The sequence below is a fragment of the Streptomyces sp. NBC_01260 genome (genome assembly GCF_036226405.1).
In the GTDB taxonomy this organism is placed as follows: domain Bacteria; phylum Actinomycetota; class Actinomycetes; order Streptomycetales; family Streptomycetaceae; genus Streptomyces; species Streptomyces laculatispora.
Map to the genome: position 1 here is coordinate 5719863 of NZ_CP108464.1, position 12905 is coordinate 5732767.

Here is a 12905-nt window from a genome sequence, read left to right on the forward strand (position 1 = left end):
GACGGGAGAACCGCCCGCATGCTCGAGCCCACCGAACCCGGCACGACCGGGAACGCAGAAGACAACAACACCCCCGGGGACAAGCTGCCGCCGCGCCGCAGGCGCCGCGCGGCGTCCCGCCCGGCCGGCCCGCCGTCGGGCGGCGCACAGGGCGCTGCCGACGCGTCGGCCATACCGGCCGTTGACGCCGGAGAGTCGGACCCCAGCACTGAGAACGCCACCGAGGCCGAGGCCGCCCCGCCCGTCCGCGCGCGCCGTCGCGCGGTCCGCAAGGCGACCGCTCCTGCGGGTGCCCCGCAGGCCGCCGAGGTCGTGGAGCCCGTGGTGACCGCCGAGCCGGTCGAGGACGAGCCCGTCGCGGCCGAGCCGGTCGAGGCGCCGCGTGCGCGTCGCCGTGCGTCCCGCAAGGCGACCGCTCCGGCGGGTGCCCCGCAGGCCGCCGAGGCTGTGGAGATCGTCGAGGAGACCGCAGCCGCGGAGAGCCCCGAGCCCGTCGCTGCCGAGCCGGTCGAGGCGCCGCGTGCGCGTCGCCGTGCGTCCCGCAAGGCCACCGCCCCGGCGGGTGCCCCGCAGGCCGCCGAGGCTGTGGAGATCGTCGAGGAGACCGCAGCCGCGGAGGCCCCCGAGCCCGTCGCGGCCGAGCCCGTCGCCGCCGAGGCGCCGCGCGGTCGTGCCCGGCGCAGGGCTTCCGCCCCGGCCGGTGCCCCGCAGGCCACCCGGACCGAGCCCGTCGCGGCCGCCGAGCCCGCAGAGGTCACCGAAGCGGCCGAGCCCGCCGAGCCCGTGGAGGCCCCGCGCGGCCGCCGTCGTGCGGTCCGCAAGGCCACCGCCCCGGCCGGTGCACCGCAGGCCGCCGAGGAGCGCACCGAGGCCCGGACCGGCGAGAGCCTGCCCGAGATGGCCGTCGAGGAACTGGCCGCCGAGACCGCCGAGGTCGAGGAGGCCGCCCCGCGCGGCCGCCAGCGCCGCCGGGCCACCGCCGCGGCGGGCCGGCCCGAGTTCACCGGCAAGGTCGAGGAGCCCGCGCGCAGGAGCCGTGGCGCGGCGCGCCCCGCCGTCGCCGTGTTCCAGGCCCCGGTCTTCGCCGAGCCGATGTTCCAGACCCCGGAGACGGCCGCTGCCGCAGCCGCCGCGGCAGTCCCCGCCCCGTCCGACGAGGAGCCCGAGGACGAGATCGCGACGGCCGAGGAGCAGACCCCGGTCGCCGAGACGCCCGCCCCCGCCGAGGCCGCCCCGCAGGGTGGTTCGCGTCGCCGTCGCCGCCGTCGCGGTGAGGCCACCGAGGCCGAGCCCGCCGCCGCACCCGCTCCGGCCGCCGCCCCGGTGGAGGAGCAGGCCGAGGAGGAGCACGAGCCGGAGAACGAGAGCGACGGCGAGCACGACGGCGAGGACACCGACGAGTACGGCGACCGGCCCTCGCGCCGCCGTCGTCGCGGTGGCCGCCGCCGCCGTCGCGGTGAGTCCGCCGAGGACGAGACCGCCGAGCAGCACACCGAGGACGACGCCTCCGACCGCTCCGGCGACGAGCGCGAGCGCGCCCACGAGTCCGAGTCCGAGGACGAGGGCGACGACGACCACGACGACAACGACGACCACGACTCCGGTGCCTCCGGATCGAGCAGCAGCCGTCGCCGCCGTCGCCGCCGTCGTCGCAGCGGTGACTTCTCGTCCGACGCCGAGAACGGCACGGACGACCCGGAGCGCACCGTCGTCAAGGTCCGCGAGCCCCGTAAGAAGGAAGCCGAGCGCGAGCCCGGCACCGGCTTCGACGAGGTCCAGTCCATCAAGGGCTCGACCCGTATGGAGGCCAAGAAGCAGCGCCGCCGCGAGGGCCGCGAGCAGGGCCGCCGCCGGGTTCCGATCATCACCGAGGCGGAGTTCCTGGCCCGCCGCGAGGCCGTCGAGCGCGTCATGGTCGTCCGCCAGAGCGGCGAGCGCACCCAGATCGGCGTCCTTGAGGACAACGTGCTCGTCGAGCACTACGTCAACAAGGAGCAGGCCACCAGCTACGTCGGCAACGTCTACCTGGGCAAGGTCCAGAACGTCCTGCCGTCCATGGAGGCCGCCTTCGTCGACATCGGCAAGGGCCGCAACGCCGTCCTGTACGCCGGTGAGGTCAACTTCGAGGCGCTCGGCATGGCCCACGGACCGCGCCGCATCGAGACGGCGCTCAAGTCCGGCCAGTCCGTCCTCGTCCAGGTGACGAAGGACCCGATCGGCCACAAGGGCGCCCGCCTGACCAGCCAGGTCTCGCTGCCCGGCCGCTACCTGGTCTATGTGCCCGAGGGCTCGATGACCGGGATCAGCCGCAAGCTGCCCGACACCGAGCGCGCCCGGCTCAAGACCATCCTCAAGAAGATCGTCCCCGAGGACGCGGGCGTCATCGTCCGCACCGCCGCGGAGGGCGCGAGCGAGGACGAGCTGCGTCGCGACGTCGAGCGGCTCCAGCAGCAGTGGGAGGACATCCAGAAGAAGTCGAAGAGCAGCGGCAGCTCCAACGCGCCGACGCTGCTCTACGGCGAGCCGGACATGACCGTCCGGGTCGTCCGCGACATCTTCAACGAGGACTTCTCCAAGGTCATCGTCAGCGGCAACGAGGCGTGGGACACCATCCACGGCTATGTCTCGCACGTGGCCCCCGACCTGACGGACCGGCTGTCGCGGTGGACCTCCGAGGTCGACATCTTCGCGACCTACCGGATCGACGAGCAGCTCATGAAGGCGCTGGACCGCAAGGTCTACCTGCCGAGCGGCGGCTCGCTGGTGATCGACAAGACCGAGGCGATGGTCGTCGTCGACGTCAACACCGGCAAGTTCACCGGTCAGGGCGGCAACCTCGAGGAGACCGTCACCAAGAACAACCTGGAGGCGGCCGAGGAGATCGTGCGCCAGCTGCGGCTGCGCGACCTCGGCGGCATCGTCGTCGTCGACTTCATCGACATGGTGCTGGAGTCCAACCGGGACCTGGTGCTGCGGCGTCTGCTGGAGTGCCTGGGACGCGACCGTACGAAGCACCAGGTCGCCGAGGTCACCTCGCTCGGCCTGGTCCAGATGACCCGTAAGCGGGTCGGCCAGGGTCTGCTGGAGTCCTTCTCCGAGACCTGTGTCCACTGCAACGGGCGCGGCGTGATCGTGCACATGGAGCAGCCCGCCTCGATCGGTGGCGGCGGTGGCGGCAAGCGTGCCAAGAAGCGCGGCCGCGGCGGCTCGGGCCAGGACCACGAGCAGGACCACGACCACAGCCACGAGCACGAACAGGACCACGAGACCGAGGCCGAGGTCGCGGCGGAGGTCGCCGCCCCGCTGGCGCTGCCCGAGCCGGAGTTCGTCGCGGACGAGGAGCTGTACAGCAGCCCGGCCGAGGCCGAGGCGGCCGCCGGGCGCGGCCGTGGCCGTCGCCGGGCGACGCGTAAGGCGTCGGCCCCGGCCGGTGCCCCGAAGCCGGCGTCCGCGCCGGCCCCGGTGGCCGAGCCGGTCGTGCAGCCGGAGCCCGTCGTGGAGCCCGAGCCCGCGCCGGAGCCGGTTGCCGAGGCCCCGGCCGTCGAGGCTCCTGCCGCTGAGGCGCCCCAGGGCCGTACGCGCCGTCGTGCGACCCGCAAGGCGACCGCCCCGGCAGGTTCGCCGGCCCAGGCCGAGCAGGCCCCGGCCGCCGAGACGGCCGAGGAGCCGGTCTCCGCTGCCGACCCGGTCGCCACGGAGGACCCGGTCGTCGAGGCCCCGCACGTGGAGGTCCCGGCCGAGGAGCCGGCCGCACCGCCGCGTGCCCGGCGCCGGGCGACCCGCAAGGCCACCGCGCCCGCGGGGTCCCCGGCCGGTACCGACGAGGCCGAGACCGTCGTGGTGACGGCTTCCGTCGAGTCCGCGTCCGAGCCCGAGCCCGAGGACGCACCGGCACCGGCCAAGAAGGCGGCCCGCAAGACCGCCAAGAAGGCCACCGCCAAGAAGGCCACCGCCAAGAAGGCGGCCACCACGAAGACGGCTGCCAAGAAGACCGCCGCGAAGAAGACGACGGCCAAGAAGGCGGCAGCGAAGAAGACGGTGGCGGCGGAGCAGCAGACGCCGTCCTCCGTCACGGCTTCGGCCGACGAGGTCTGACCCGCCTCGCACCGTGCGCCCGTACGCAGCCGGACCGGTTCCGTCACAGGAACCGGGCCGGCTGCGTACTGCCGCCCCCGTTGACCGCAACCTGCCCAGTGGACACGGAAGTCTGAGCACATGCGCAAGATCCAGAAGGCCGTCATACCCGCCGCCGGGCTCGGTACCCGGTTTCTGCCGGCGACCAAGGCAACTCCCAAGGAGATGCTGCCGGTGGTCGACAAGCCCGCGATCCAGTACGTCGTGGAGGAGGCCGCCGCCGCGGGGCTGAGCGATGTGCTGATGATCACCGGGCGCAACAAGCGCGCCCTGGAGGACCACTTCGACCGGAACTACGAGCTGGAGTCGGCGCTGACCCGCAAGGGCGACGACGAACGGCTGGTCCGGGTCCAGGAGTCCAGCGAGCTGGCGACCATGCACTACGTCCGCCAGGGCGACCCGCGCGGCCTGGGCCACGCCGTCCTGTGCGCGGAGCCCCATGTGGGCGACGAGCCGTTCGCGGTGCTCCTGGGCGACGACCTGATCGACCCGCGCGACCCGCTGCTGGCTCGTATGACCGAGATCCAGGAGCGCGAGGGCGGCAGCGTCGTCGCACTGATGGAGGTCGCGCCCGAACAGATCCACCAGTACGGATGCGCCGCGGTGGAAGCCACCTCGGAGAGCGACGTCGTCCGGGTCACCGGGCTGGTGGAGAAGCCGGAGCCCGGCGACGCACCCAGCAATCTCGCCGTCATCGGACGCTACGTCCTGGACCCCGCCGTCTTCGGCGTGCTGCGCGAGACGGAGCCGGGCCGGGGCGGCGAGATCCAGCTGACGGACGCGCTTCAGCAGCTGGCCGTCGACGAGAAGCTCGGCGGCCCGGTGCACGGTGTCGTCTTCCGCGGCCGCCGCTACGACACCGGCGACCGCGGCGACTACCTGCGGGCCATCGTCAGACTCGCCTGCGAGCGCGAGGACCTGGGCCCCGACTTCCGTACCTGGCTGCGCGGTTACGTAGCGGCCGAGCTCTGAGCCGGCGCGCCCGTACCGCACCCGGACCCACCCGAGACACCCGCACCAAGGACCAAGGAGAACCCTCATGATCGGCATGATTCTGGCGGCCGGCGCCGGCCGCCGTCTGCGCCCCTACACCGACACGCTTCCCAAGGCCCTGGTGCCGGTCGGCCCCGAGGGGAACGAGGAGAGCCTGACCGTCGTCGACCTGACGCTGGGCAACTTCGCCGAGGTCGGGCTGACCGAGGTCGCGATCATCGTGGGCTACCGCAAGGAGGCCCTGTACGAGCGCAAGGCGGCCCTTGAGGCGAAGTACGGCGTCACCCTCACGCTGATCGACAACGACAAGGCCGAGGAGTGGAACAACGCCTACTCCCTGTGGTGCGGCCGTGACGCCCTCAAGGACGGCGTGATCCTCGCCAACGGCGACACCGTGCACCCCGTCTCCGTCGAGAAGACGCTGCTGGCCGCCCGCGGCGACGGCAAGAAGATCATCCTCGCCCTCGACACGGTGAAGAAGCTCGCCGACGAGGAGATGAAGGTCGTCGCCGACCCGTCGAAGGGCGTTCAGCGCATCACCAAGCTGATGGACCCGGCCGAGGCCACCGGCGAGTACATCGGTGTCACCCTCATCGAGGGCGACGCGGCCCAGGAGCTGGCCGACGCGCTGAAGACCACGTATCTGCGTGACCCCGACCTGTACTACGAGGACGGCTACCAGGAGCTCGTCAACCGCGGCTTCAAGGTCGACGTGGAGCCGATCGGCGACATCAAGTGGGTGGAGATCGACAACCACGAGGACCTGGCCAAGGGCAGGACCATCGCGTGCCAGTACTGACCCGGCTGATACCGGCGCCGGTCGTCGTCGACATCCGGGCCGGCGCTCTGGCCGACCTGGCGGGTGTCCTCGCCGATCAGCGCATCTCCGGTTCGGGGAAGCTGGCGGTCGCGATCAGCGGGGGCTCCGGCCGGGCGCTGCGCGAGCGGCTGTCGGACAGCCTGCCCGGCGCCTCCTGGTTCGAGGTCGGCGGCGGCACGCTGAACGACGCCGTGAAGCTGGCCGAGGACATGAAGTCCGGGCGGTACGACGCCGTGGTCGGCCTCGGCGGCGGCAAGATCATCGACTGTGCCAAGTTCGCCGCGGCGCGCGTCGGGCTGCCGCTGGTCGCCGTGGCGACGAACCTGTCCCACGACGGTCTGTGCTCACCGGTGGCCACTCTGGACAACGACTCGGGCCGCGGCTCGTACGGTGTCCCGAACCCGATCGCCGTCGTCATCGACCTCGACATCATCCGTGAGGCCCCGGTCCGCTTCGTGCGGTCCGGGATCGGGGACGCGCTCTCCAACATCTCCGCGGTGGCGGACTGGGAGCTCGCCCACCGGGTCAACGGCGAGGACATCGACGGACTGGCCGCGGCGATGGCCCGGCAGGCCGGCGAGGCCGTGCTGCGCCACCCCGGTTCCCTGGACGAGGACCGTTTCCTCCAGGTGCTGGCGGAGGGGCTGGTGCTCACCGGTATCTCGATGTCGGTCGCGGGTGACAGCCGGCCCGCCTCCGGCGCCTGCCACGAGATCAACCACGCCTTCGACCTGCTCTTCCCCCAGCGGGCGGCCAGCCACGGTGAGCAGTGCGGTCTGGGTGCGGCGTTCGCGATGCATCTGCGCGGCGCCCACCAGGAGTCCGTACGGATGACCGAGACGCTGCGGCGCCACGGTCTGCCGGTCACCGCGCAGGAGATCGGATTCAGCGTGGACGAATTCGTCTCGGTGGTCGAGTTCGCACCCCGGACCAGGCCGGGCCGGTACACGATCCTGGAACATCTGAACCTGTCCCCGGACGGGATCAGGGACGCCTACGCCGACTACGTCAGGGCGGCCGGGGCCTGAAACCGGGGCCCGGTTTGACCGGGTGTCCGAGGCCCCGTAATCTTGACCGTCGGCGTTTGTTTCGCCACACCTCTGAGCAATGACCTCCCGCTCGTACGGGAGAGGCCGCTCGTCCAATCCGGATCATCACGGGTCCCCGGACCCGTGTGAGCGGCTGGCTTCAGAGGTTTCCGCTTCGAGTGAGAGTGAGATCCGCGTGTACGCCATCGTGCGCAGCGGTGGTCGCCAGCACAAGGTTGCTGTCGGCGACATCGTTGAGGTTGACAAGATTCCCACCGCCAGTGTTGGCGACACGGTAGAGCTCTCTACCCTGCTCGTTGTCGACGGCGACGCCGTGACCAGCGACCCGTGGGTGCTTGACGGCATCAAGGTCCAGGCCGAGATCGTGGACCACCACAAGGGCGCGAAGATCGACATCCTTCGCTACAAGAACAAGACCGGCTACCGCCGTCGCCAGGGTCACCGCCAGCAGTACACGGCGATCAAGGTCACCGGTATTCCCGCGGCTGCGAAGTAAGGGACTGAGGAGACATGGCACATAAGAAGGGCGCATCGTCCACTCGGAACGGGCGCGATTCCAATGCTCAGCGGCTCGGCGTGAAGCGCTTCGGCGGTCAGGCCGTCAACGCCGGTGAGATCCTGGTCCGCCAGCGCGGCACCCACTTCCACCCGGGCACGGGCGTCGGCCGTGGCGGCGACGACACGCTGTTCGCCCTCGCCGCCGGTGCGGTCGAGTTCGGCACGCACCGTGGCCGCAAGGTCGTGAACATCGTTCCGATCGCCGGCTGATTTTCGGCGCTCGTCGAGCGGTTTGACGTGGAGGCGGACCTCACTTCCTGTTACGGGAAGTGGGTCCGCCTTTCGCGTGTTGCTCCTACGGGGGCACGAGCGAGACTTTTCTGCACGTATGTAACTGGAGGTTCCAACCATGACCACCTTCGTGGACCGCGTCGAGCTGCATGCCGCCGCGGGTAACGGGGGCCACGGCTGCGCCTCCGTTCACCGTGAGAAGTTCAAGCCGCTCGGCGGCCCGGACGGCGGCAACGGCGGCCGTGGCGGCGATGTGACCCTGATTGTCGACCAGGCCGTCACCACGCTCCTCGACTATCACCACCACCCCCACCGCAAGGCCACCAACGGCCAGCCCGGCGCGGGCGACAACCGCACCGGCAAGGAGGGCCAGGACCTGATCCTGCCCGTGCCGGACGGCACCGTCGTGCTCGACACGGACGGCAACGTGCTCGCCGACCTGGTCGGCCAGGGCACCATGTTCGTCGCCGGCCAGGGCGGCCGCGGCGGCCTCGGCAACGGGGCGCTGGCCTCCGCCCGGCGCAAGGCCCCCGGCTTCGCGCTGCTCGGCGAGCCCGGTGAGAGCCGGGACATCGTCCTGGAGCTGAAGACCGTCGCCGACGTCGCCCTGGTGGGCTACCCGAGCGCCGGCAAGTCCTCGCTGATCTCGGTCCTGTCGGCTGCCAAGCCGAAGATCGCCGACTACCCGTTCACGACCCTGGTCCCGAACCTGGGTGTCGTCACCGCGGGCAGCACCGTCTACACCATCGCCGACGTCCCGGGCCTGATCCCGGGCGCCAGCCAGGGCAAGGGCCTCGGCCTGGAGTTCCTGCGGCACGTCGAGCGCTGCTCGGTGCTCGTGCACGTACTGGACACGGCGACGCTGGAGTCCGACCGCGACCCGCTCTCCGACCTCGACACGATCGAGGAGGAGCTGAAGCTGTACGGCGGCCTGGACGACCGGCCCCGCATCGTCGTCCTCAACAAGATCGACATCCCGGACGGGCTGGACCTCGCGGAGATGATCCGTCCCGACCTGGAGGCCCGCGGCTACCGCGTCTTCGAGGTCTCCGCCGTGGCCCGTACCGGGCTCAAGGAGCTCTCCTTCGCGCTGGCGGGCGTCATCGCCGAGGCCCGTGCCGCCAAGCCGGTGGAGGAGGCGACCCGTGTCGTCATCCGGCCCAAGGCCGTGGACGACGCCGGTTTCACCGTGAAGCTGGAGGACGACGGCATCTACCGGGTGCGCGGCGAGAAGCCGGAGCGCTGGGTGCGCCAGACCGACTTCAACAACGACGAGGCCGTCGGCTACCTCGCGGACCGGCTGAACCGGCTCGGTGTCGAGGACGCGCTGCGCAAGGCGGGCGCCCGCGCGGGCGACGGGGTGGCCATCGGGGCCGAGGACAACGCCGTCGTCTTCGACTGGGAGCCGACGGTGACCGCCGGCGCGGAGATGCTCGGCCGCCGTGGCGAGGACCACCGGCTGGAGGAGCCGCGCCCGGCCGCGCAGCGCCGTCGCGACCGCGAGGACGAGCGCGACGACGTCAGCAAGGAGTACCAGGAGTTCGACCCGTTCGCGTAGCCACGGGAGACTGCCGCCGGTCCCGGTTCCCTTCGGGGGAGCCGGGACCGCGTGTTTTCCGGGCGCCCCGGTCCGTCAGGAGCGGCCGGCCTGCTCCAGCGCCTCGGCGGGGGAGGGCGCCGGGGTGCGCTCGGCGAGCGGGACGACCGGGAGCAGCGTCTCCTCGCCCAGGAACACCCGGCGCACGACGCGTTCCGCGGCGCGGCCGTCGTCGAAGTCGCAGAAGCGCTCCCGGAACGCCTTGCGCAGCCCGGCCGACTTCTCGCTCCGCCACTCCTGGGAGCCCAGGACCGAGGTGAGCTGATCCTGGCTGGTCGCCACGGCGCCGGGGGGCTCGGCCATCAGGTCGAAGTAGGTCCCGCGCACGACCCGGTAGGTGTTCCAGTCGTCGGCGTAGATCACGATCGGCCGGTCCAGGTTGGCGTAGTCGAACATCGCCGATGAGTAGTCCGTGACGAGGGCGTCCGCCGCGAGGTAGAGCTCCTCGACGTTTCCGTGCGCGGAGACGTCGATGATCCGGCCGCTGGCCTGGAGATCGGCGAGCCGGCCGGTCGGCTTGTAGAAGTAGTGGCCGCGCACCAGCAGGGTGACGTCGGGACCCAGTTCCTCGGCCAGCCTCGGCAGGTCGAGCCGCGGGGTGAAGGACTTCTGGTACTCGCGGTGGGTCGGCGCGTAGAGGAAGGCCGTCGAGCCGTCCGCCAGACCGAGTTCGTGCCGGGCCCGTGAGACGTCGGCCGCGGTGGCGTTGAGCAGTACGTCGTTGCGCGGGTAGCCGGTCTCCAGCGAGGTGTACCGGCAGGGGTACACCCGCTCCCAGACGGTGGTGGAGAACCGGTTGGCGGACAGGCTGTAGTCCCAGCGGTCGCACCGTCTGAGCAGCTTGTCCATGTCCATGCTGGTGGACGCGGGGTACTGCGCCTGGTCCAGCCCCATCGTCTTCAGCGGGGTGCCGTGATGGGTCTGCAGATGGATCTGGCCCTCGCGCTTGATCACGGTGTCGCCGAAGTTCACGTTGTTCGTCAGGTACTTCGCGCGGGCCATCACCGACCAGTACTCGCGGGACCCGACCACCACGGCCTCGACGCCCTTGGGCACCCGGTCGCGGTGCTCGGACCTGACCGCCCAGACCCGGCGCATGTCCGGGGCCAGCCGGCCCAGTTCCGCCTCGATGGCCGCGGGGCTGCAGGAGTAGCCGCGGCCCCAGTAAGCGGAGAACACCGCGAGGTTGTCGTCCAGCGGCATGCGCAGCTGGGACTTGTAGAACATTCCCAGGGCGGCGTGCTTGGCCCGGCCGACACGGGCCCGGCCGCCCAGCCGGGCCCGGTTGCGCATGTTGTTGACCCGGGTGACGCCGACCAGTGCCGAGTACGAATCGAGGCCCAGCAGCGCGTATTTGTAGCCCCGGCCGCCCAGTGGCCGCTGGAAGTCCTCCGGAATGCGGCTCCGGTAGTCCTTGGCCGCGCGGTGGAAGAACTCGGCGCGGGTGTTCTGCGGAAGCCGGCCGGGCTTTTCCAGGACGGTCAGAAAGTGGTCGACCATTTTCCTGAAGAGCGCCGGACGCCAGGAATCGAGATCCGGCCGCGAGTCCAGATAGGCGAAAACACGGTCGTACTGATCGAAGACATCGAAATGCTTGCGGCTGACCGTGCGGAGGATGTTCCCGCCCTCACGCCGCTGCCGGTACAGCACACAGGAGCGGTCGAGGACGGCGATGCGCTCCGCCGAGATCAGCGAGGAGTACGTCCAGGGGGCGTCCTCGTAATAGCCGGGCGGGAACCGGAAGCCGTGCCGGGTGACGAAATCGCGGCGGTAGGCCTTGTTCCACACGATCTGCAGCAGGTCCAGCAACTGCGGCCGGTCCGCCAGCGCGAAGACGTCGGGGCCGCTCTCGTCCAGCAGCTCCGCGCGCTTGTTGCGCAGCAGCCGCCCGTCCCAGTAGGTGCGGGTGTAGTCGTAGATCAGGACGTCGGGGTCGTCCGTCGCGTCCAGGCGCGCCGCGATGGCCGCCAGCGATCCCGGGGCCAGGGTGTCGTCGCTGTCGAGGAAGAGCAGGTAGTCGCCGGTCGACTCGTCGATACCCGCGTTGCGCGCGCGTCCCAGACCCACGTTCTCGGTGAGGTGGAGCACACGGATACGGGCGTCGCGTTCCGCGTATGTGTCGAGGATCGCGCCCGAGCCGTCCGGCGAGCAGTCGTCGACGCCGATGATCTCGAAGTCCGTGAAGTCCTGCTGGAGCACGGAGTCGAGACACTCCCCGATGTACCCCTGCACGTTGTACGCAGGCACGATGAGTGTCAGTCGAGGCATCGTCCACCAGTCCAGAGAGCTGTCCGAGGGTCTGTGCGAGGGGCGTGGTGCGCACCGTTGAACAGTGAGGCGGCGTCCAGCACCCGGACAGCGTAATTGATTGCTGTCAGCCCGCTTTGAGTGGCAAGGCCCGGTCCGTCGATCCGACTTTGTGTGCACGTAGAGTGAAGCGGACGGGTGAGACCTCGGACAGGGAGACGCACGACATGACCTGGATGGTTACGGGCGGGGCGGGATACATCGGTGCGCACGTCGTGCGCGCGATGCTCGCGGGCGGTCAGCAGGTCGTCGTGTACGACGACCTGTCGACGGGGAACGCCGAGAAGGTGCCCGACGGGGTGCCCCTGGTGACCGGCAGTGTTCTCGACCGTCAGGCACTGGACGCGGCGATCCGCGAGCACGGTGTGACCGGCGTGGTGCACATCGCGGGCAAGAAGCAGGTGGGCGAGTCCGTCGAGCGCCCCCTCCACTACTACCGGGAGAACGTGACGGGTCTGGAGGTGCTGCTGGAGAGCATGGTCGACGCGGGTGTCGACCGGCTGGTGTTCTCCTCCTCCGCCGCCGTCTACGGAATGCCCGATGTGGCCCTCGTCACCGAGGACACCCCCTGCGCGCCGATGAGCCCGTACGGCGAGACCAAGCTCGTCGGCGAGTGGCTGATCCACGCCGCCGCCCGCGCCCACGGACTGCGCTGTGCCTCGCTCCGCTACTTCAACGTCGCCGGTGCGGCGTCGCCGGAGCTGGCCGACGCCGGGGTGTTCAACCTCATCCCGATGGTCTTCGAGCGCCTGGAGGCCGGTCAGGGCCCGCGGATCTTCGGCGACGACTACGCGACGCCGGACGGCACCTGCATCCGCGACTACATCCACGTCGAGGACATCGCCTCCGCCCACCTCGCGGCCGCGCACCGGCTCGACGACGCGGAGCGCGGCACGGATCTCACGCTCAACATCGGACGCGGTGAGGGCAGTTCCGTACGGGAGATGGTCGACCGGATCCTCAAGGTGACGGACAACGGGGACATCGTCCCCGAGGTGACCGCCCGCCGCGCCGGTGACCCGGCGCGCGTGGTCGCGGGCGCCGACCGGATCCGCGCGGAGCTGGGCTGGTCGGCCCGGTACGGCGTGGACGAGATGATCGACTCCGCCTGGCAGGGCTGGCGCCACCGCCACCCGTAGGGCGCGCGGAACACTCACGGCAGAGGCCCGGCGCCACCCTCTTCAGGGGTGGTGCCGGGCCTCTGCCGTGCGTCGGC

The 12905-nt window shown here is 71.1% G+C and carries 9 protein-coding genes; 8 read left to right on the plus strand and 1 reads right to left on the minus strand.

Annotation, left to right across the window (positions count from 1 at the left end; all coding sequences use genetic code 11):
• The first annotated feature begins 18 nt into the window (after positions 1-18).
• The 7 genes from OG322_RS25380 (at position 19) to obgE (ending at position 9343) form a co-directional block, all read left to right on the plus strand.
• Complete coding sequence (locus OG322_RS25380; protein ID WP_329306968.1) at positions 19-4095, plus strand: Rne/Rng family ribonuclease; 4077 nt, start codon at positions 19-21, stop codon at positions 4093-4095.
• A 120-nt stretch (positions 4096-4215) separates the two neighbouring features.
• Positions 4216-5106 carry a UTP--glucose-1-phosphate uridylyltransferase GalU gene (gene galU / locus OG322_RS25385; protein WP_123470984.1) on the plus strand — a complete coding sequence of 297 codons (891 nt, stop codon included), beginning with the start codon at positions 4216-4218 and terminating at the stop codon, positions 5104-5106.
• A gap of 67 nt (positions 5107-5173) precedes the next feature.
• Positions 5174-5926, plus strand: coding sequence for a phosphocholine cytidylyltransferase family protein (locus OG322_RS25390; protein WP_123470982.1), 753 nt, complete (start codon positions 5174-5176; stop codon positions 5924-5926).
• On the plus strand, positions 5914-6975 hold the full coding sequence (locus OG322_RS25395) for an iron-containing alcohol dehydrogenase family protein (protein WP_123470980.1): 1062 nt from the start codon (positions 5914-5916) through the stop codon (positions 6973-6975). Before OG322_RS25390 ends, OG322_RS25395 begins: the two co-directional genes overlap by 13 nt.
• A 196-nt stretch (positions 6976-7171) precedes the next feature.
• Positions 7172-7492 carry a 50S ribosomal protein L21 gene (gene rplU / locus OG322_RS25400; RefSeq protein ID WP_024494442.1) on the plus strand — a complete coding sequence of 107 codons (321 nt, stop codon included), beginning with the start codon at positions 7172-7174 and terminating at the stop codon, positions 7490-7492.
• Positions 7493-7506: 14 nt separating this feature from the next.
• Positions 7507-7764, plus strand: coding sequence for a 50S ribosomal protein L27 (gene rpmA, locus OG322_RS25405; RefSeq protein WP_018103204.1), 258 nt, complete (start codon positions 7507-7509; stop codon positions 7762-7764).
• Positions 7765-7903: 139 nt separating this feature from the next.
• Complete coding sequence (obgE, locus tag OG322_RS25410; protein ID WP_123470978.1) at positions 7904-9343, plus strand: GTPase ObgE; 1440 nt, start codon at positions 7904-7906, stop codon at positions 9341-9343.
• A gap of 75 nt (positions 9344-9418) precedes the next feature.
• Here obgE and OG322_RS25415 read toward each other — a convergent pair whose 3' ends face one another.
• The gene (locus tag OG322_RS25415) at positions 9419-11650 is read right to left on the minus strand and encodes a bifunctional glycosyltransferase/CDP-glycerol:glycerophosphate glycerophosphotransferase (protein ID WP_123470976.1); all 2232 of its coding nucleotides are present in this window, start codon (positions 11648-11650) and stop codon (positions 9419-9421) included.
• A gap of 206 nt (positions 11651-11856) precedes the next feature.
• On the opposite strand from OG322_RS25415, the gene galE reads away from it, so the two are divergent.
• On the plus strand, positions 11857-12828 hold the full coding sequence (galE, locus tag OG322_RS25420; RefSeq protein ID WP_329306969.1) for a UDP-glucose 4-epimerase GalE: 972 nt from the start codon (positions 11857-11859) through the stop codon (positions 12826-12828).
• Positions 12829-12905 lie beyond the last annotated feature (77 nt).

Bases quoted from the DNA above. Each gene is read 5' to 3' on its own strand.
- OG322_RS25380 (WP_329306968.1), top strand. From the start codon at position 19: ATGCTCGAGCCCACCGAACCCGGCACGACCGGGAACGCAGAAGACAAC.
- galU (WP_123470984.1), top strand. From the start codon at position 4,216: ATGCGCAAGATCCAGAAGGCCGTCATACCCGCCGCCGGGCTCGGTACC.
- OG322_RS25390 (WP_123470982.1), top strand. From the start codon at position 5,174: ATGATCGGCATGATTCTGGCGGCCGGCGCCGGCCGCCGTCTGCGCCCC.
- rpmA (WP_018103204.1), top strand. From the start codon at position 7,507: ATGGCACATAAGAAGGGCGCATCGTCCACTCGGAACGGGCGCGATTCC.
- obgE (WP_123470978.1), top strand. From the start codon at position 7,904: ATGACCACCTTCGTGGACCGCGTCGAGCTGCATGCCGCCGCGGGTAAC.
- OG322_RS25415 (WP_123470976.1), bottom strand. From the start codon at position 11,650: ATGCCTCGACTGACACTCATCGTGCCTGCGTACAACGTGCAGGGGTAC.
- galE (WP_329306969.1), top strand. From the start codon at position 11,857: ATGACCTGGATGGTTACGGGCGGGGCGGGATACATCGGTGCGCACGTC.